Source organism: Streptomyces changchenzhani (assembly GCF_039766235.1).
Taxonomy (GTDB): domain Bacteria; phylum Actinomycetota; class Actinomycetes; order Streptomycetales; family Streptomycetaceae; genus Streptomyces.
Map to the genome: position 1 here is coordinate 65,847 of NZ_JBDHNH010000003.1, position 18,900 is coordinate 84,746.

Annotated in this window: 15 protein-coding genes and 1 pseudogene; 5 read left to right on the plus strand and 11 right to left on the minus strand. The window is 70.6% G+C overall.

Features of this window, described 5'->3' with window-relative positions:
- The first annotated feature begins 17 nt into the window (after positions 1-17).
- On the plus strand, positions 18-1,625 hold the full coding sequence (locus ABCR94_RS11775; RefSeq protein WP_347119201.1) for a glycoside hydrolase family 13 protein: 1,608 nt from the start codon (positions 18-20) through the stop codon (positions 1,623-1,625).
- 434 nt (positions 1,626-2,059) lie between these two features.
- On the opposite strand, the gene ABCR94_RS11785 is transcribed toward ABCR94_RS11775, so the two are convergent.
- The gene (locus tag ABCR94_RS11785; protein WP_347119202.1) at positions 2,060-3,112 is read right to left on the minus strand and encodes a fatty acid desaturase family protein; all 1,053 of its coding nucleotides are present in this window, start codon (positions 3,110-3,112) and stop codon (positions 2,060-2,062) included.
- Between the two features lie 117 nt (positions 3,113-3,229).
- Positions 3,230-3,700: a hypothetical protein gene (locus ABCR94_RS11790; RefSeq protein WP_347119203.1), complete on the minus strand. Its 471-nt coding sequence runs from the start codon at positions 3,698-3,700 to the stop codon at positions 3,230-3,232.
- Positions 3,701-3,923: 223 nt separating this feature from the next.
- Here ABCR94_RS11790 and ABCR94_RS11795 point away from each other — a divergent pair.
- Both ABCR94_RS11795 and ABCR94_RS11800 read left to right on the plus strand, forming a co-directional pair.
- Positions 3,924-4,274: pseudogene (locus ABCR94_RS11795) on the plus strand (SDR family oxidoreductase); the annotation flags it as partial.
- A 502-nt stretch (positions 4,275-4,776) separates the two neighbouring features.
- Positions 4,777-6,258, plus strand: a complete 1,482-nt coding sequence (locus ABCR94_RS11800; RefSeq protein ID WP_347119204.1) for a UDP-N-acetylmuramoyl-L-alanyl-D-glutamate--2,6-diaminopimelate ligase — start codon at positions 4,777-4,779, stop codon at positions 6,256-6,258.
- A 48-nt stretch (positions 6,259-6,306) separates the two neighbouring features.
- On the opposite strand, the gene ABCR94_RS11805 is transcribed toward ABCR94_RS11800, so the two are convergent.
- The 5 genes from ABCR94_RS11805 to ABCR94_RS11825 form a co-directional block, all read right to left on the minus strand.
- Entirely contained in the window at positions 6,307-7,074 is a 768-nt protein-coding gene (locus tag ABCR94_RS11805; protein WP_347119205.1) for a fibronectin type III domain-containing protein, read from the minus strand.
- Between the two features lie 11 nt (positions 7,075-7,085).
- A complete protein-coding gene (locus ABCR94_RS11810) occupies positions 7,086-7,682 on the minus strand; it encodes a hypothetical protein (protein WP_347119206.1) in 597 nt (198 codons plus the stop codon).
- Positions 7,683-7,688: 6 nt separating this feature from the next.
- On the minus strand, positions 7,689-8,978 hold the full coding sequence (locus ABCR94_RS11815) for an alginate lyase family protein (RefSeq protein ID WP_347119207.1): 1,290 nt from the start codon (positions 8,976-8,978) through the stop codon (positions 7,689-7,691).
- Between the two features lie 185 nt (positions 8,979-9,163).
- Positions 9,164-9,883, minus strand: a complete 720-nt coding sequence (locus ABCR94_RS11820; protein ID WP_347119208.1) for a glycoside hydrolase family 75 protein — start codon at positions 9,881-9,883, stop codon at positions 9,164-9,166.
- Between the two features lie 23 nt (positions 9,884-9,906).
- Positions 9,907-10,410 (minus strand): NUDIX hydrolase, encoded by a 504-nt coding sequence (locus ABCR94_RS11825; RefSeq protein WP_347119209.1) that lies wholly within the window; start codon positions 10,408-10,410, stop codon positions 9,907-9,909.
- 408 nt (positions 10,411-10,818) lie between these two features.
- Between ABCR94_RS11825 and ABCR94_RS11830 the strand changes: the two genes are divergently transcribed.
- Positions 10,819-12,204 carry a S1 family peptidase gene (locus ABCR94_RS11830; RefSeq protein WP_347119210.1) on the plus strand — a complete coding sequence of 462 codons (1,386 nt, stop codon included), beginning with the start codon at positions 10,819-10,821 and terminating at the stop codon, positions 12,202-12,204.
- Between the two features lie 76 nt (positions 12,205-12,280).
- Here ABCR94_RS11830 and ABCR94_RS11835 read toward each other — a convergent pair whose 3' ends face one another.
- The 4 genes from ABCR94_RS11835 to ABCR94_RS11850 form a co-directional block, all read right to left on the minus strand.
- A complete protein-coding gene (locus tag ABCR94_RS11835; protein WP_347119211.1) occupies positions 12,281-12,538 on the minus strand; it encodes a hypothetical protein in 258 nt (85 codons plus the stop codon).
- 241 nt (positions 12,539-12,779) lie between these two features.
- Positions 12,780-13,757 carry a glycoside hydrolase family 16 protein gene (locus ABCR94_RS11840; protein ID WP_347119212.1) on the minus strand — a complete coding sequence of 326 codons (978 nt, stop codon included), beginning with the start codon at positions 13,755-13,757 and terminating at the stop codon, positions 12,780-12,782.
- Between the two features lie 146 nt (positions 13,758-13,903).
- On the minus strand, positions 13,904-14,551 hold the full coding sequence (locus tag ABCR94_RS11845) for a CatB-related O-acetyltransferase (protein WP_347119213.1): 648 nt from the start codon (positions 14,549-14,551) through the stop codon (positions 13,904-13,906).
- Between the two features lie 183 nt (positions 14,552-14,734).
- Complete coding sequence (locus ABCR94_RS11850; protein ID WP_347119214.1) at positions 14,735-15,043, minus strand: hypothetical protein; 309 nt, start codon at positions 15,041-15,043, stop codon at positions 14,735-14,737.
- 306 nt (positions 15,044-15,349) lie between these two features.
- Between ABCR94_RS11850 and ABCR94_RS11855 the strand changes: the two genes are divergently transcribed.
- A complete protein-coding gene (locus ABCR94_RS11855; RefSeq protein ID WP_347119215.1) occupies positions 15,350-18,844 on the plus strand; it encodes a phosphodiester glycosidase family protein in 3,495 nt (1,164 codons plus the stop codon).
- Positions 18,845-18,900: the final 56 nt, after the last annotated feature.

An 18,900-nucleotide genomic window follows, 5' to 3' on the forward strand; every position in this document is an offset into this window, starting at 1 on the left:
CCCGAAAGGACCGTCACGTGGCAGTCATCCTCCCGCCCGAGGCCACCGCCGACTGGTGGCGCTCCGCCGCCATTTACCAGGTGTACGTACGCAGCTTTGCCGACGGCGACGGAGACGGCACCGGTGATCTCGCAGGCGTCCGCAGCAAGTTGGGCTACCTCGCCGAACTGGGCGTCGAGGCGCTCTGGTTCACCCCCTGGTATCTCTCACCGCTCGCCGACGGCGGCTACGACGTTGCCGACTACCGCACCATCGACCCTGCCTTCGGCAGTCTCGCCGAGGCCGAGAAACTGATCGCCGAGGCCCTCGGTCTGGGCATCCGCACCATCGTCGACATCGTGCCCAACCATGTCTCCGACCAGCACGCCTGGTTCCGGGCGGCGCTGGCGGCCGAGCCCGGCAGCCCGGAGCGCGAGCTGTTCCACTTCCGGCCGGGGCGCGGTGAGCACGGCGAACTGCCGCCCAACGACTGGCCGTCGCAGTTCGCCGGCACCACCTGGACCCGGGTACCCGACGGGGAGTGGTATTTGCACCTCTTCGCCCCCGAGCAGCCCGACCTCAACTGGGCACATCCCGCCGTGCGTCAAGAGCACGAGGACGTCCTGCGCTTCTGGTTCGAGCGAGGCGTCGCCGGCGTACGTATCGACTCGGCCGCACTGCTCGCCAAGGCCCCGGGGCTGCCCGACTTCGTCGAGGGCCAGGATCCGCATCCGTACATCGACCTCGACGAACTCCACGACATCTACCGCTCCTGGCGGACGATAGCCGACGAGTACGACGGCATCTTCGTCGGCGAGGTGTGGCTGCCCGACTCCGAACGCTTCGCCCGCTATCTGCGCCCCGACGAGCTGCACACGGCCTTCAACTTCAACTTCCTGTCCTGCCCGTGGGACGCCACCCTGCTGCGCACGTCCATCGAGGAGACACTCGCCGAGCACGCGCCCGTCGGGGCGCCCGCGACCTGGGTGCTGTGCAACCACGATGTCACGCGGACCGTCACCCGGTACGGGCGCGAGGCCACCGGATTCGACTTCGCGGCCAAGGCCTTCGGCACCCCCACCGACCTCGCGCTCGGCACCAGGCGGGCACGCGCCGCCGCTCTCCTCTCGCTCGCGCTGCCGGGGGCCGTCTACCTCTACCAGGGCGAGGAACTGGGCCTGCCCGAGGCGGAGATCCCGCTGCAGCGCATCCAGGACCCCATGCACTTCCGCTCCGGGGGCAGCGACCCCGGGCGCGACGGGTGCCGGGTGCCGCTGCCCTGGTCGGCGGAGGCCCCGCACTACGGATTCGGCTCCGTGCGGCCGCCCTGGCTGCCCCAGCCCGAGGACTGGGAGGCGTACGCCGCCGACCGCCAGGAGGGTGATCCGTCCTCGATGCTCAGCCTGTACCGGACGGCGCTGGGCCTGCGCCGCACCGAGCCCGGCTTCGGCGACGGCCCGCTCCGCTGGCTGCCCGCCCCGGACGGCGCCCTGGCGTTCGCCCGTGAGGACGGCCTGATGTGCGTGGTCAACCTCGCCGCACAGAGCGCCGAACTCCCCGGCCACACCGGCTTCCTGCTCGTGAGCGGCCCCCTGGACGAGGACGGCCGCCTTCCGCAGGACACGGCGGTGTGGCTGCGGGCCTGACGGCCGCACGGCACGCTCCGCCGGCTCGACCTCCTCGCCCCCGATCCCCACGGAAAGGTGTGAGTGTCATGAGCGCAACAAGAGCCGCCCCCAGGTCGCAGGACTCCGTGCGAAAGCCAAGCGCCGGGCCACGGACTGGCAGCACCAAACGACCACCGTCATCGCCCGCACCCACGGCACCGTCGTGGTCGAAGGACTGCGGCTGGTCGGGCAACGCCGACCACAACGCAGCCCGCAACGTCTTGCACCTGTACCGAATGGGCCTCGCGCTCATCCCGGCACCGCAACCTCGCCAAGGGCCGTCCCGCCACCGCGTCCGGCCAGGTGGACGGCTATCCCGCGGCCAGGGCTGTGGATGGCCCGGTGCCCGCGGACGAGGAAGTACCCCCGGTCGGGCGGCCCCCGGGCCGGGCGCGCTGACCGGAGTTGGCCGGTCAGGCGGCGGCGCGGGCCTCCCGGATCGGGGCTCCGGCCTGGTGGAGACTGGCGAGCGCCTGCTTGTACGACGTGATCAGGCTGGTCTCCAGGTAGCTGATACCCAGCTCCTCGCAGTGCCGCCGGACGATGACCTGCGCCTTGCGCAGATGCGGGCTGGGCATGCTGGGGAACAGGTGGTGCTCGATCTGGTAGTTCAGCCCGCCCAGCGCGATGTCGGTGATCAGACCGCCGCGCACATTGCGCGAGGTGAGCACCTGGCGGCGCAGGAAGTCGGGGCGGTCCTTGCCGGTCAGGATCGGCATGCCCTTGTGGTTCGGGGCGAAGATGGAGCCGAGATACACACCGAAGAGGCACTGGTGGACGGCCAGGAAGGCGATCGCCATGCCGGGCGGCAGCACCAGGAACAGGGCGGCCAGGTACACCGCGAAATGACCGAAGAGCAGCGCGCCTTCGATCTTGCGGTTCTTCAGAGACGGGTTGGCGAGCCCCCGTACGCCCGCCACATGCAGGCTGAAGCCTTCCAGCGTGAGCAGCGGGAAGAAGAGGAAGGCCTGCGAGCGGCCTAGCAGCCTGGGCAGGCCCTTGGCGGCGCGGGCCTGGTCCTGCGACCAGACCAGTACGTCGGGGTTGACGTCCGGGTCGAGATCCTCGTGGTTGGGGTTGGCGTGGTGGCGGGTGTGCTTGTCCTGCCACCACCCGTAGCCCATGCCGATGCCGGCGTTCCCGGCGATCCACCCGGACCGCTCGCTGCCCTTGCGCAGCCGGAAGACCTGGCGGTGGGCCATGTCATGGGTGAGCAGTGCGACCTGGCCGAAGACCACGGCGAGGAAACCGGCGATCGCCAGTGTCCACCAGCTGTCGCCGACGAGGACGAAGGCGGCCCAGCCTCCGACGTAGAGCGTGGCCACCGCGGCGATACGGGCCGCATAGTACCCGGGGCGGCGGCTCATCAGTCCGGCAGCGATGACCTTCTTCGAAAGCCGGGCGAAGTCACTGCCGGTCTCGCTCGGCGGCGGGGGCGGAGGACGGACGGAAGTCTGCACGGTCATGGGTGGATCCTTCTCTGGAGGGGGGCACAGGAGGCGTCGTGACAACGTGCCGTACGGGGGCAGCGCGCAGCGGCGGTGCCGCCGGTCGGGAGTGGTGCGCGGGCGCTCGTGCCCGGACTACAGCGCGATGTATTCGCGGATCTTGCCCCGCACCATGGGTCTGGGGGCGCCGATGTTCAGTGGAAAGGCGGGGAATCGTTCGGCCAGGGTGTCGGGGCTCAGCGGTCGGCCGAGTGGCAGCGCGACCTTGCCCTGCGGATTCTCCTGCCAGGGGCCGTCCTCGATCTCACGGACCCGGGTGACCTTGCCGTCGGTCACGTAGGCGACAGCACGCAGGAGAGGGCGCTTGCCCTTGGCCACGGTAAACCACATGCGGTCGGCATCCCGCTGGGCCGCACTGTCCTCGCCCTGCCCGGTCTCGCCGTACGGCCGCCCGTCCGCGTCGATCTTCTCGGTGTGGGTACCGCGGTAGACCACCATGACCATGCCTGCGGCGCGCTCGCGGGCCCGGACGGTCTTGGGGTCCAGACCCAACAGAGCGGCGGCCTGACTGACCCCGCCGGCTTTCGCCACTATCGCGCGGATCACTGCCGCCTGCTCCTCGCGAAGCTCCTTCTGTCGGGTTTCGATGGTACGGAGTCGATCAAGGAGGTCGCGGATGCCAGGTCCTTCGTCGCATGAGCCGGAGGCCCTTACCTTTCATTTGTCCTCTCTTGACCCGCTGTTGTCAATGGAGAGGAATAACACGGAGACCTTTATGGATCTCTTATCCGCACCCCGCCCCTTCGGCTTCGCCATCGCCATCGCCATCGCCGAAATGATTCACTACGGCATGTCCAAGACCGCGCTGCTCGCGGTCTCCCGGGGCTTCGCGAAGGAAGCGGCCGGCACCGGGGTCACCGTCAACTTGGTGATCGCGGGGCCCACGCGCACCGGCGGGGTCGAGGACTTCGTATACGAGCTGGTGGACAGCGCACTTCCGTGGGACGAGGCGCAGCGCGAGTTCATGGGGCTGCACCGCCCCCAGTCGCTCATCCAGCGCCTGATCGAACCCGAGGAGATCGCCAACATGGTGGTCTACCTCAGCTCGATGCTCGCTTCGGCCACCACCGGCGGCGCCGTCCGCGTGGACGGCGGATACGTCGACTCGATCCTTCCCTGACCCTTCCGCCCCGCACGACAGGTTTCCTCCCCGGGGACCGGGGCACGGCCGCCCGGGGAGTCGGGTGCGCGACGGCGGAACCAGGGCCGCCCGGCTGGCCGTACACTCCCCTTATGGGTCGCACATGTGGAGTAAGGGAGTGCCTGCTGCAGGTCTCCCATGCCCTGTGCCCGATCGCGCCCGGCGCGACGGCCCACGGTCCGGCGAATGAGCCGGAGAGCGGCTGCCGGGCCCTGCACGGCCACGGCTAGCGATCCTCGCCCGCTCCTCAGAGGCACCCGGCGGTTCCCGCCCCGTTCGTGACACCCCTTTCTCACGGTCCGCTCCTCGCAATGGGCGCCGTAGTACGTCCGCAATATCTCTGCCTCCGGGCCGATCCGCTGTGTCCCGGCCCCGCACGCACGACCGCGCACACCTGCACGACCTTCTTCGGCGCCCCGGGCGCCGTCCTTGACGACCGCCGGACGGCCGGCTGTCGTCCGCACCCTCCGAGAGGACCCCTGTGAAGTTGAGCGAGTTGCTGGCCGGCCACGACCACGAGGTGCTCCAGGGGGATCCGGAGACGATGATCACCGCGGGAACCTGCTTCGACGCCCACCGGGTGTCGCCGGGCTCCCTGTTCGTCGCCGTTCCCGGTCACCGCGAGGGCGGCCCCGAGGCTGTCGGGCCGGCTCTCGCACGTGGCGCGGCGGCCGTACTCGTCGAAGGTGCTTCGGACCACCCCGCGCCGTCGTGGGCGTCGGACACCGGCGTCTGTGTCGTGCGGGTTCCGGAGACCAGGACGGCCGCCGCCGCCGTCGCCTCCCGCTACTACGGCGAGCCCGGACGGCAGTTGGACATGGTGGCCGTCACCGGCACCAACGGGAAGACCTCCGTGTCGTACATGGTCGAGTCGGTTCTGCGGATCGCCGAGGCCGCCGTCGTCGGCGTCATCGGCACGGCCGGCAGCCGGATCGGGGACGATGTGATCCCGATGCCGAGGTCGGTGCTGAGCACCCCCGAGTCGCCCGACTTCCAGTACCTGTTGGGGCACATGCGCGACCGTAGGGCGAGCACCGTCGTGCTGGAGGCCACCTCGATGGGCCTGTTGAACCACCGCATCGACCACTCGTTCATCGATGTCGGCATCTTCACCAACCTGACCCAGGACCACCTGGACGACCACGGCACCATGGAGAACTACCGGGACGCCAAACTGCGCCTGTTCGACGGCCTTTGCGAGCGTGCCGTGGTCAACGTTGACGACTCGGTGGGCGCCGGGATCGCCGCGATGATGCCCGGCCGGGTGACCACCTTCGGACTCGACTCACCCGCCGACTACCGTGCGACGGACCTCGATATGGACGGTTTCGGCACGCGTTTCACCCTGCACCACGACGGTCGCAAGTACCCGGCGGCGATTCCCGTCCCCGGCCGCTTCTCGGTGGCCAACGCGCTCGCCACCGTGGCGGCTTGCCACCTGCTGGGTCACGACCTCGCCGGACTCGTCGCCGCGCTCGACCGGATGCCGCCGGTCCCGGGGCGCCTGGAGCGCTACGAGACGCCGGCGGGCACCTCGGTGATCGTGGACTACGCGCACTCCCCGGACTCCCTGGAGAAGGTCCTGACCGCCATCCGCGGCTTCGCCAAGGGCCGGGTCGTCACCGTCTTCGGCTGCGGCGGAGACCGGGACGTCACCAAGCGCGCCCAGATGGGAGAGATCGCCGGGACCCACTCCGACCTGTGCGTTCTCACCTCGGACAACCCCCGCAACGAGGACCCGGAGGCGATCCTGGATCAGATCGTCCCGGGTCTCGCGGCGACCGGCACCCGGTTCGAACGGTTCGCCGACCGCCGCGAGGCGATCGCTTTCGCGCTGTCCGCCGCCGGGCCCGATGACACCGTGCTGATCGCGGGCAAGGGCAGTGAGCCGTATCAGATCGTCGGGGAGCAGCTGATCCCGTTCAGCGACATGGCTACGGCGCGCGAACTCGCCGGGGCATAAAGGCCGTTACAGGAAGGCCGTACAGGAATACCGTTTACTGGAAGGTCTTTACTGGTTCTTCCCGGTATTCAGGTGGACCACATTGGACTGCTTTCCGTACGAGATCGCGCGGACCCGGTAGGAAGCCTTCTTTTCGTTCGGCAGAGTGATGAGTCCGAAGGAATTGATATCGGGGTCCAGGACGGCGGTCGGCCGGAATGTACGGCTGCCCGCCGGTCTGGTCTCCAGTAGATAGCCCGCCTCGTCGTCGGCGTGGTCGGTCCAGGTGAACTTGATGCCGTTGGCGTGCTCGACGGTCGCCTTCAGACCGCTCGGCGCGGAGCCCGCGTTCCGAACAGGGCGGGTGGGCACGGGCTTGCCCCGGACCGTGCGCGGAGGCGCCCACTCGTGGTCGCCCTGCTGGTCCTTCTCCGTCAACTCCCCCGGGGGCAGAGTGACTTCGACCGGTGGCGAGGCCTGGCCGTAGTAGGGGCGGAGCCGGTAGTGGAACGGGGTCAGGGGCATGAGGTCGGGATGCCGGTAGGTCCGGCTGTCCGGCGTCAGGTACTCCAGAATCGTGTACGGGCCTGCCGGATCCGTCGCGAACTCGATGATGCGGCCGGCCGCACCCCGGTCCTCGCCCGTCCACTTCAGGGTGATGTCGACGGGCGTGACGAGCTCGGCCGTGAGCCTGGTGCCGGTGACAGCGACGGTGGCCGGCGCGGGCCGGCCGGCCGGCCCCTCGCCCGAGTCCTTCGACTCGTTCGACGAGCGCGTGCAGCCGGCCAGCCCGATGACGAGTGCCGCCGTCACCGCGGTGCGCAGTCGGGTCCTCATGTGGCCACCGGCTACTTGCGCCAGAACTTCACGTTGCTCCACACCACGGTGGCGGGACCGTTGCCACTGCTGGTGCGGTAGGCGCCGAACTTGTCGTAGAAGCTGCCGCCGGGACTGCTGTAGGTGTGCTTCAGGGACCCGTTGATATAGGTGCGGTGCTCATTGCCCACCTGGTGCACCGTGTTCACGCGGACGTTCGCGCCGACCGTGCCCGCGTTGGAGAGGGTGTCGCCGCCGTGCACGGCGTACAACCGTCCGCCGCGCTCGGCGGCCAGCATGAAGAACGGTCCCGCGGCCGATTCGTTGAAGGTCTGCTTCAGGCTGATCCGGGTGCCGCCCATGCTGCTTATCCTGAAGTACCCCTCGAACTGGCGGGTTCCGCCGGTGTACGTCGCGTAGCGCCGCTCGGCGCGCTGGTCACCACTGGCGGTGGAACAGGTCAGTTGGAACGTCAGGTTGTCGACCTGACCGCAGCCCCTCTCCTGCACGTTGAAGGTCGGGGAGACCGAGGTCCAGCCGCCCGGCTCGACCTCCGCGTGGGCGGTGGGTGCCAGGAGCAGTCCGCAGGCCGCGGTCAGTCCGGCGGTGGCAAGGATTTTGGTGCGCATGTCTCACTACCCTTTGATCGAGTCGAGTTGTTCGGCTGCGGGCCGCAGCGCCCAGAGGTCGCCGCCCGGTGGTGTCTCGACATGCGGCACGGCCGCCCGCGCGCGGGCGTCGCCCGCGTCGGCCGCCGCGTGGATGATGTCGCTCGCCGCGTACGCGCGGAAATCGAGTTCGGGGTGGGGCCAGGGGGTGGCCGAGGTGGCTGCGGGGATGAGCTGGTGCACGGCCTTGAACAGGCTTCTGCCGCCGGGTCCTTGGTGGCTCCACAGGTTGACGCCGACATGCTTGCCGATGTCGGCGAGGCGGGTCAGCGCGACCAGGTTGAAGGTCGAGTAGTGCCAGCTGCGGGTGCGGCTGATCTCCGCGGGCTGGCTGCCGTCGGCCGCGATCTGGGCGTCGATGCGCTTCTTGCGTGCGTCGAGGACCGTCTTGCGCGCCAGCTTGTCGTCGCCGACCGCGACGGCCGGCGCGGCGACCTGCATGTCGTGGAAGCTGCCGTGGTTGTTGACGGCGGCGGCCTCCTCCTTGCCGAACGGGCTCGTCACCAGCCAGTCCAGGAAGCCCCGGTACCAGGTGCGCATACCGGCCCGGTCGCTCGCCTTCCAGCCGGGCGCACCGGTGTCGAGGATCGCGGTGGCGTCCAGGACGCCGGTGAAGGACTGCGAGAAGTCGATGATGCCGATCGCCCGGCCGTTGTACTTGCAGGGGATGAACTGGGCGTGGTTCAGGTTCGGGTTCATCCGGGTGTCCGGATCGGTGAACCAGGTGCGCAGGATGGCGCCCGCGTGCTCGGCGTACTTCTTCTGTCCGGTGTAGTACCAGGCGAGGCTGAGGGTGTACGCGGAGTCGAGGACCTTGGCCCGGTCGGGGTGGTCGGTGCCGGTGTCGACCTCAGGGTTGCGCTGCCCGTCGCGCTGGACGTACGGGCAGCCCCAGGGGTTCTCGGCGGTCCTGGGCTTCGACGGCCACCAGTAGGGGGCCTGGCTGAGGTAGTCGTGCGGGTCCCCGCTCGGGGCGGGCTTCGGTTTGTCGACGACGGTCCACGGCCCCTGGCCGAGCCGGTCGTCGGCCCGTGCGACGAGGTCGTTGAGGGCCCCGCGCAGTGCGGGATCACCCCGGTCGAGGCGGCGGCGGGTCTCCCGGAGCTGCTTGCCGTCGAGGACGGCGGTCCGGGGGGCGACGGCATCGGCGGACGGCGCGGGCGCCGATGCCGACGACGCGGGGGGTACGAGTACGGCGGCGAAGGTGGCCGCGGCGACGATCAGGGTTGCCAGACGGTGCGATGGTCTTCCGTTCATTCAACGCTCCCGCCGCATATGTGAACGCTGTCCATGAGCAGGACCGTGCGAGCGTAGAACTGCCCATGGCTGCGTGGCAATGGTGGGAGCGGAATTCACGGACAGGATCCGCGTACGGATCTGCGTACGGTCTCCTGGAAGCCCATGAGATCTCCTGAAAGTCCCCGGAAGCCGGAATTCGTCGGCTAGTTGCTCCGGATGAACTGCTTCGCCAGCGTCTCGCCACGCGCGGTCGCGGCGCTGCTGTTCTCGATGGGGGAGACCTTCGAGTTCTTGAAGAGGATGTACGTGACCCCCGACGCGGTGCCGCCGCTCGTCGGGTCGGGGTCGATGCCCAGGGACCGCGCCGCCGCGTACGACGCCTCACCGATGATGCGGCTGGGGCCGGTGTCGCCGACGACGGCGTACCGTACCCGGCCGCGGTAGACAACGGCGGCGACGGCGCCGCCGCGGATTCCCGACGCCCGGTGGTTCCAGATGCCGCTGGCTCCCGGCACGACGACGAACGGCAGCTTCTCCGAGTTCAGCGGCTTGCCGTCGGACTGCTGGAAGGCGGTGGCGTCCTGGAACCAGCGGTCGGTCCGCTTGTTGCACCGCGCGGTGACCTGGCCGTCGCAGTCGATGTCCATGTCGGCCTTGAAGAACACCGCGCCGTTCTTGCCGCACACGGGCACATCGGCCTTCGCGCCCTCGTCTGAGCGGTACCTGCCGTTCGAGATCTGCGAGCAGCTCCTGACCTTGGCGAGCAGCGCGTCCGCACCGACGGCCCCCGCCTCGACGGCCCCCGCCTCGACGGCCCCCGCCTCGGCGGGCGGGGGTGCGGCGGGCAGCGCGGTGGCGGGCAGGGCGGTGGCGGCGAGCAATGCGGCGCCGAGGACAGCGAGAAGCTGCGTTCGGTGGTGCACTCAGGGTTCCTTCCGGGCGCGGTTCATGGGGCCGGTGGTGAGGTGGGTGGTGGGGGACGGTTGTCCTGTACGTGGGCGGCGAGCCGGTCGAGGAACACGCGCTGGCCGGTCACGAGCCGCTCGTGGGCGCTCCGCGGTGTGCACCACGCGACCCGGTCGAGCTCCGGGAACTCACGCAGCACCCCCGAGCCCCGCGGCCACTCCATGCGGAATGTCCCGAAGACGGCCCGGCCGATGTCGAGATCCGCCTCCACCGCCCAGACGGTGACGGTTTTGCCGCCCGACTGACGGGACTCGCCGAGCGCGATCGGCTCCCCGTCGGGCACCGGCAGGCCCAGTTCCTCCGAGAACTCCCGGCGGGCAGCCGCCTCGGCCTGCTCCTCGGGCCCGTACTCGCCCTTGGGAATCGACCAGGCCCCGGCATCGCGGCCGGCCCAGAACGGACCGCCCATATGACCGATGAGCACCTCGGTCCCCGCCTCCGAGATCCGGAAGAGGAGGAGCCCCGCGCTTCGCTTGCCCGACATGCCGTCAAGTCTGCTCGCGGGGAAAGCGCGACGCCATCGCAGCGAGCCGGGCAGCGACAGGCCCCGGCACTGCGATCCGCCGTGCTGCCAGGGGCCCCGACCGGCCGCCCCGGAAACTGTGCCGCGTTGCGCCGACCGGGTTCATAACCCTCAGCAGCCGCGTGCGGTGCGTCGGGATGGATGGCAGCCACGGCGCCGGAGAACCCGGTGAAGGCGTACGTGCCTGAGCAGTGCTGCCGGGGCCGGTACCGGTCCCGACGCCTCCCGACGCCTCCTGACATCGGGTCAGGGAATTTTGTGCGCGCAAACGGTGAACACAACTCTCGCACCGCCCGTACCAGACGGCGGACGCGTCCCCCCGGTTTCCGTCGGCGACCGGGCTCCATATCCCCCTTAGGAGGCGACGAGTTGAGCCACAGGCGAATACCCAAGCGAAAGGCCATCCTCGCAGGAGCCGGGGCCGCGGGCATCGCGGCAGCGGCCATCCTGCTGCCCAACGCCAACGCCTCGCAGACCGAGGACGACGCGGCGTCGGATCCGGCCCCCAGGACGATGAGCGCCGCATCGGTGGCGGGCCTCATCGAGAAACTGGCGCCGCAGCTCGGCGAGGCCTACGGCGGGGCGTACTACGACGCCGAGAAGCAGCAGGTCATCGTCAACGTCGTGGGCAACAACAAGGCCGTGAGCGTCGAGGTGAAGAAGGCCGGGGCCGTCGCGCGGAGCGTGCAGAACAGCACGAACCGGCTGACGTCCGCCACCCGCACCCTGACCAGCCGCGCCAGCATCCCGGGGACGGCATGGGCCGTCGATCCCAGGACCAACCAGGTCCTGGTCACGGCGGACCGTACGGTCACCGGCGACCGGTGGAACAGACTTGAGACGGCCGTCGAGTCACTGGGCGCCGGTACGGCCCGCATCCAGAAGTCCACGGGGGAGTTCAAGCCCTTCATCGAGGGCGGGGACGCCATCTTCGGCGGCGGCGCGCGCTGTTCCCTCGGATTCAATGTGACCACTCAGGACGGCCAGCCGGGCTTCCTGACCGCGGGACACTGCGGTGTCGCCGCCGAACAGTGGTCGGACGCCCAGGACGGCGCGCCCATCGGTACGGTCCAGGCCGCCACCTTCCCTGGCGACGGCGACTTTGCGCTCGTGACGTACGACGACCCGGCTACCGACGCGCCGAGCGTGGTCGACGTGGGCGGCGGGCAGACCGTGGAGATCACGCAGGCGGCCGAGGCCGCGGTCGGCCAGCAGGTGTCCCGGATGGGCAGCACCACCGGGCTGAACGATGGCGCGGTCACCGGGCTCAACGCCACTGTGAACTACCCCGAAGGCACCGTCACCGGCCTCATCCAGACCGATGTCTGCGCCGAACCTGGCGACAGCGGCGGCGCGCTCTTCACCCAGGACGGCGGCGCGATCGGCCTCACCTCGGGTGGCAGCGGGGACTGCACCGCGGGCGGCGAGACGTTCTTCCAGCCCGTGACGACAGCGCTGGCCGCGGTCGGCGCCGAGATCGGTGCGGGCGCGGGCGGCAACGGGGGAGCCGGGGATGCCGGTGACGCGGGCGCCGCGAACGCCGGTGCCGGTGACGCGGGCGCGGGCGACGAGGGCGCCGCTGACGCGGGCGCCGCGAACGCCGGGGCGGGTGACGCCGGTAATGCCGGCGCCGGTGGCGAGGATGCCGCCAACGCCGGGGCCGAGGGTGCCGGGGACGCCGATGACGCGGGGGCGGGAATCGCGGGTGTCGGCATCCCGGGCGTCGGAGAGGTCGGGGTCGGCGAGAACGGCTGACGTACAGAAGCCCCCGGGCATCGGCGGATGCCCGGGGGCGTGATGGCCTCCGGTAGTCCCGACGCGGCCGGTCGCGTCACCTGCCTGGGGCACCTGAGGGCTCTGAGGGGCCGGGCATGACGAAATGCGCTCCGGCCCCGGTGGCGTCGACATGCACGATGTGACGGCCCACCCGCACGAACTGGGACTGCACGGACCGCGCGTCTCCCACACACCAGGAACCGTCCTGCCCGTCACTGCCGGGCAAGGGGGTCCAGACTTCGAGGAATGTGCTCCCGTCGGTGTTGGTCCCCGTCTCGATCAGACCGTCGCCCTCGGTGCGCAGAACTCCCACGTCATGACCCGGTGTGCCGACGTCGTTGTGGAAGCAGACCTGCCCGTCCTCGTACGACGTGGTGCCGGCGAAGCCGCGGCTGTCGGCTCAGGCAGCGCCGAACCAGGTCTCTGCCGGCGAAGAGCGTGCCGTCGGCGGGGTCCGGCAGTTCCCGCAGTTATCAGGGGAGGTTGTACGTGCTCGTCACCGACCGCGTAGACCGGCTGCGACCCGCGCGCCCGGCTCACCGGCCCCGGCCGGATCACGACATGCCCTCGTAGGCGTACCCGGCGACCCAGGTGATGTCGAGCTGCGCCGAGGAGCCGGGCTCGGCAGGCGGACCGTACAGCGCGCTCTCGTTCTGCAGAATCCAGGACAGCGGCTCTGACGGGATGCCGCGCGTGCTGGAGCCGACGAGTTCGCCGTCCAGGTAGTACCTGACCTCGTCCGGCGTCCACTCCACGGATGTGGTGTGCCAGTCCGTCCACCGGGCGCCGGTGGTGAACACGTCCTGCTGCCCGCCGTCACAGGGGTGGGTGAACGCCGCGATCTTGTCGGTCCAGTTCTGCTCCGGGAAGTCCATCTCACAGCCGTTGCCGTACCAGAGGTGCGCCGACTTGTAGCCGGGCGCGGCGTCGACCACCCGGAACCGCTCGCTGAACTTTCCGTACGTCTGCTCCATGAGCTTCTTCGGCACGACGGCCGCCGCGTGCACCGGGCTGCCGTCCTCGGGCCGCCACATACGGATGTTCATCCGGCCGTCGCCGTTGTCGGCGGGACCGACGCTGATGGTGTCCTCGGGGTGGTAGGCGCCACCGACCGACCGCACGGAGTTCCCGTCGGCCCCGGAGGTCGCGGTGTCCCGCCAGGCCGCCGGGTACGCCCACCAGTCCTCCCGGTACTTGCCTTCCAGGCCCGCGCAGTACGCGTCGCGGGTGTCGGCGAAGTGGTCGCAGTCGCTGAACGAACCGAGCGGAACAGTGTCCCCGTTGAAGTTCTCGGCGAAGATCTGCCGGAAGGGCCCGCAGTCGCCGATCGGCATGCTGTTCCCGGTCGTGCGGCAGGCGTCCTGGGAGGCGACGGAGGCACCCGAGACGGGTGTGAGCCAGGCGAGGAGGAAGGACACCGAAGCGAGAGCCAGCGTGGCCGGCAGCAGATGGCGCCGGGGGCGACGGTGCGTCAGCCCCCGCCGGGGCCGCCGGTCCGTAGGGGCAGTCATCCGGTGCTTATGGGCGGTCATGGTGACCGGTCCTCCACTGGGTCGACGGTCCCACCGGGGCCGCGGAGCCCCGGTGGCGCGTGCCTGTCCTGGACGGTGCGTCACCACCGTAAGGGGCGCGGCGAGATCACGTACACGGGACGGGAGAAACCAGTGCTCCGAAGTGGCTAGAGGGCGTCCGGAGCTGCCTTCTCCAGGGTTTCGACGCTGCCGGACATGATGGTGCGCATGTGCCGGGTGAGGTGTTCCGTGGGCCAGTCCCACCAGGCGACGGCCAGCAGGCGGGCAACGTCGGACTCGTCGTAGCGGGCGCGGATCAGCTTGGCCGGATTGCCGCCCACGATGCCGTAGTCGGGCACGTCGTCGACCACCACGGAGCCGGAGGCGATGATCGCGCCGTGTCCGATGCGGACACCCGGCATCACCATGGTGCCGTGGCCGAACCAGACGTCGTTGCCGACGACGGTGTCACCGCGGCCGGGCAGTCCCGTGATCAGATCGAAGTGCTCGGCCCAGGAGCCGCCCATGATGGGGAACGGGAACGTCGAGGGCCCGTCCATCCGGTGGTTGGCGCCGTTCATGATGAAGCGCACACCGGTGCCCAGCGCGCAGAGCTTCCCGATGACGAGCCGCTCCGGCCCGTAGTGGTGGAGCACATTGCGGGTCTCGAACGCGGTCGGCTCGTCCGGATCGTCGTAGTACGAGTACTCCCCGATGTCGATCAGCGGAGACTTCACCAGGGGCTTGAGCAGGACCACCCGCGGCTGGTCCGGCATCGGGTGGAGCACCGTGGGGTCGGCGGGGGCAGGTGACATGGGCAAACCGCTTCCGGTCGGTCGGGGGACACAGGTGCCGAACATCGTGCACCACGTACGCCGTTCGCGCGGCCGGGCCCCGGGCCGGTACGCGGACCGGAACACGTGGTATGTGCACGGCATGTGCACCCTGAGCAGTCAGCCCGCCGCTGTCGGGCGGGCTGTCGGTGTGCTGCGTTCAGATCAGCGCGGCGGCCTCCTGGAGGGAGAGGCCGCCGCCCGCGCGTACGCGTGCTCGTAACTCCGCTCGTCCAGCACCGCCCGGCCCTCGTCCCCGGCCCGTCGGCGGATCTCCGCCTCGGCCTCCGGCCGGTTCTGGTGGAAGCCGAAGCACTCCGGCATCGAGGTGTGGTGGTCGTACGCGCCGAGCAATCGCGCCGCTTCCTCGGCCACCCCGCTGTGCGCCATCGCCCAAGCCGCCGAAGGGAACTGGCTGATGATCAAGTGCGGGGCGACCAGGAACACCAGGCTCTCCAGATCCCGCGCGGCCACCCGGATCTCCGAGATGCTGGGCCAGCATGGTCCTTGTGATGACGGCCGCCTCACCGGCGTACGACGTCGCCTCCTCGACGGCCTTCACCAGCAGCGTGGCCGCCCGTCCGGCGTCACCGGCCTTCAGCCTGACGGGCCGACCCGGCCGACCGGGCGTCGTAACGGTTCATATCCCTGCTCAGCGGCTACGGTGCCTACTGTTCGCCGCGAGGTTGCCCCCACCTCCTGGTGAGTGGGTAGGAACGCAGAGACGCTGTCCGCCGACAGTGCCTTTCGCATCCAACCAGCTTTCCCCCAGGAGGACTTGTGGACCTTGGCCGAGTGGGCCGGCCCGTCGTGCTGCTCGCGACGGTGACCGCGCTGACGGTAGGAGCCGTATCACCCGCCGTCGCCGATTCCACCCCCGATCCCCGCCCCCGAAACTCCGCCGAGATCCTCAGACCGGTCGCACCGCCACCGGCCCGCTCCGCCCCCGGCAGCCCACGGTCCGTCGTCGACGGAGACGGCATCGAGACTGCGCGCAGCGCCCGCCCGATCTCCCCGGGCGTCCGCCTCAGCTCGTACGACCGGCTCGAATCCGACAAGTGGCTGCGGGTCGACGCGCTCTCCGTCGACCTCGACAACGCCGGCGTACGCACCGACTATCTGCACTCCGGGAAGGTCGCCGACCGCCGCACGGTCTCCGAGCTCGCCGCGGCTCACCGGCCGGGCGCCGGCCGTCGTACCGTCGCCGCCGTCAACGCCGACTTCTTCGACATCAACCAGACCGGCGCCCCACAGGGCCCCGGCATCAAGGACGGCCAGCTCGTGCACTCCCCGTCCGCGAGCGCCAACCGCGCCGTCGGCATCGGACCTGGGGTCGCCGGGCGCGTCCTGGAGCTGTACTTCGACGGCACGCTCACCGTCCCGACCGGCACCCACCCCCTGGCCGCCTACAACGCGGCGAATGTTCCGGCCGGGGGAGTGGGGGCGTACACCTCGGGGTGGGGAGAAGCCGATCGCGCACTGACCGTGGACGACGCGACCCCGGTCGCCGAGGCCGCCGTACGAGACGGCAAGGTCGTCTCGGTGGCGGATAAGCCCGGCACGGGACCCGTCCCCGCAGGCACCACCGTCCTCGTCGGCCGTGAGGCCGGGGCCGCGGTGCTCCGCGCGCTCAGGCCCGGCGACCCGGTGACCACGGAATACCGGCCGCGCACCAACAGCGGACCCGTGCCGCGCACCGCGGTCGGCGGACGCGAACTGCTCGTCGTCGACGGCGTCGCGCAGAACCACGACGGCCAGGGCAACAACACCGCCGCGCCCCGCACCGCCGTCGGCTTCTCCAAGGACGGCCGCGCCATGCAGGTGATGACCGTCGACGGTCGGCAGGCCGACAGCGGCGGTGTCACCCTCACCGAACTCGGCGTCATGATGAAGCGCGCCGGGGCGCACAGCGCGCTGAATCTCGACGGCGGCGGCTCCTCGACCCTCGTCGCCCGCGAGCCGGGCAACGACGCGCTCCAGCTGGAGAACAGCCCTTCCGACGGCAGCGAACGCACCGTCCCCAACGGCCTGGCCCTGACCGCGCCCGACGGCACCGGCCGGCTGCGCGGCTTCTGGGTCGAGACCCGCACCCCGGCCGGTTCCGCCCCGACCGTCGACCCCGTCAAGGGCGGTCACCCCGAGCGGGTCTTCCCCGGCCTGACCCGGCAGCTCACCGCGGCGGGGCACGACGAGACCTACGGCCCGGCCGCAGGCACCCCGCACTGGCAGGCCGTACGTACCCCGGTCGGCCGGGTCGACACGCGCGGGCTGTTCACGGCGCGCCGCAGCGGCACCACGGACGTACGCGCGCTGCGCGGCCCCGCCCGCGGCAGCATCCGGCTGACCGTGCTCGACGACCTCGCCCGGATCGAACCGACCACCCGGCGCGTCGGCCTCGCGGACGCGGCGGCGAGCGGGACGTTCGGCATCGTCGGGCTCGACGCCCACGGCACCAGCGCCCCCGTCGAGCCGCGCGACGTGACGCTCGACTACGACCGCGCGCTCTTCGACATCCGGGACGACGGCCGGGGCTCCTTCACCGTCACATCGCGCACCGGCGGCGGCGCCGGACAGATCAAGGCCACGGCCGGTGGCGTCACCACGGCGCTGGCGGTCAGCGTCGGCCTCGCCGAACAGGCCGTGTCCGCCTTCGACGACGCGGCTTCCTGGACGTTCAGCCAGTCCCGCGCGAGCGGGACGGTCACCGCGACACCCGAAGGACACACCGGCACCGGGCTGAAACTCGGCTACGACTTCACCCAGTCGACGGCGACGCGCGCCGCCTATGCCAACCCGCCCCGGCCCATCGTGATCGAGGGCCAGCCGCAGTCCTTCAAAATGTGGATCAAGGGTGATGGCAAGGGCGCCTGGCCGACCCTGCACCTCAAGGACGCCGCGGGCTCCGACCAGTTGCTGCGCGGGCCGTTCATCACCTGGACCGACTGGCGCCAGGTGACCTTCGCGGTCCCGCCGGGAGCGGCGATGCCGCTCAAGGTGCACCGGTTCTACCTGGCGGAGACCGCCGCCACCCAGCAGTACACCGGCGCCATCGTCATCGACGACCTGACCGCACAGGTGCCACCCACCGTCGAACTCCCGGAACAGCCGAAGCCCCGCGATCCGTTGATCGACACCGCGGCGCAAACCGACGCCAGGGACTGGCAGTTCGCGGTGATGTCCGACGCCCAGTTCGTCGCCCGCGACCCGAACAGCGCCATCGTCGCGCAGGCACGCCGTACCCTGCGCGAGATTAGGGCGGCGAAACCGGACTTCCTCGTCATCAACGGTGACCTCGTCGACGAGGGATCACCCGCGGACCTCGCCTTTGCCCGCCGCATCCTGACGGAGGAGCTGGGGGACGCCCTGCCCTGGTACTACGTGCCGGGCAACCACGAGGTGATGGGCGGCAGGATCGACAACTTCGTCGCCCAATTCGGCCCGGCGCAGCGCACGTTCGACCACGCGGGCACCCGCTTCATCACGCTCGACACCTCCAGCCTGAGCCTGCGCGGCGGGGGCTTCGCCCAGATCCAGCAGCTGCGCGGCCAACTGGAGTCGGCGGCCGAGGACCCCGCCATTGGCTCGGTCATGGTCATCGAGCATGTCCCGCCGCGCGACCCGACCCCGCAGAAGGGCAGCCGGCTCGGTGACCGCAAGGAGGCCGCGCTGATCGAACAGTGGCTCACCGGATTCCGCCGTACGACCGGCAAGGGAGCGGGCTTCATCGGCAGCCACGTCGGGGTCTTCCACGCCTCCCACGTGGACGGCGTGCCGTACCTGATCAACGGAAACTCCGGCAAGTCACCGGCGGGCCCGGCGAACGAGGGCGGCTTCACCGGCTGGTCACTGGTCGGCGTCGACAAGGTCTCGCGCACCGAACAGACCGCGGCGCGGCTGCGGCCCTGGCAGGGCGGCCCCGACTGGGTGTCCGTACAGACCCGCGCACACGTGGACGCGCTCACGCTCGACGCCCCGACGGAGCTGGCCCCGGGACGCAGTGCGCCCGTGGCGGCGACCGTCACACAGGGCGCCGCCCGCCTGGTCCCGGTCGCGTTCCCGGTGAGCGCGGACTGGACCGGCTCGCCGAACCTGCACATCGGCGACCAGGACGACGCCGGCCGCCGTCACGCGGCGTCCTACGACCCGGCCACCGGCAGGCTCACCGCGCTGCGCCCCGGAACCGTCACCCTCGCGGTGACGGTCAACGGCACCACGCGGCGGTCGGAGATCCGGATCGCTGTGGCGGGTACGGCCATGCGGGAAAGAGCGGCATAACGGGAGTGGCCCCGCGCCGGTGGACGCGGGGCCACTTGCGTACGACTCACATTTCG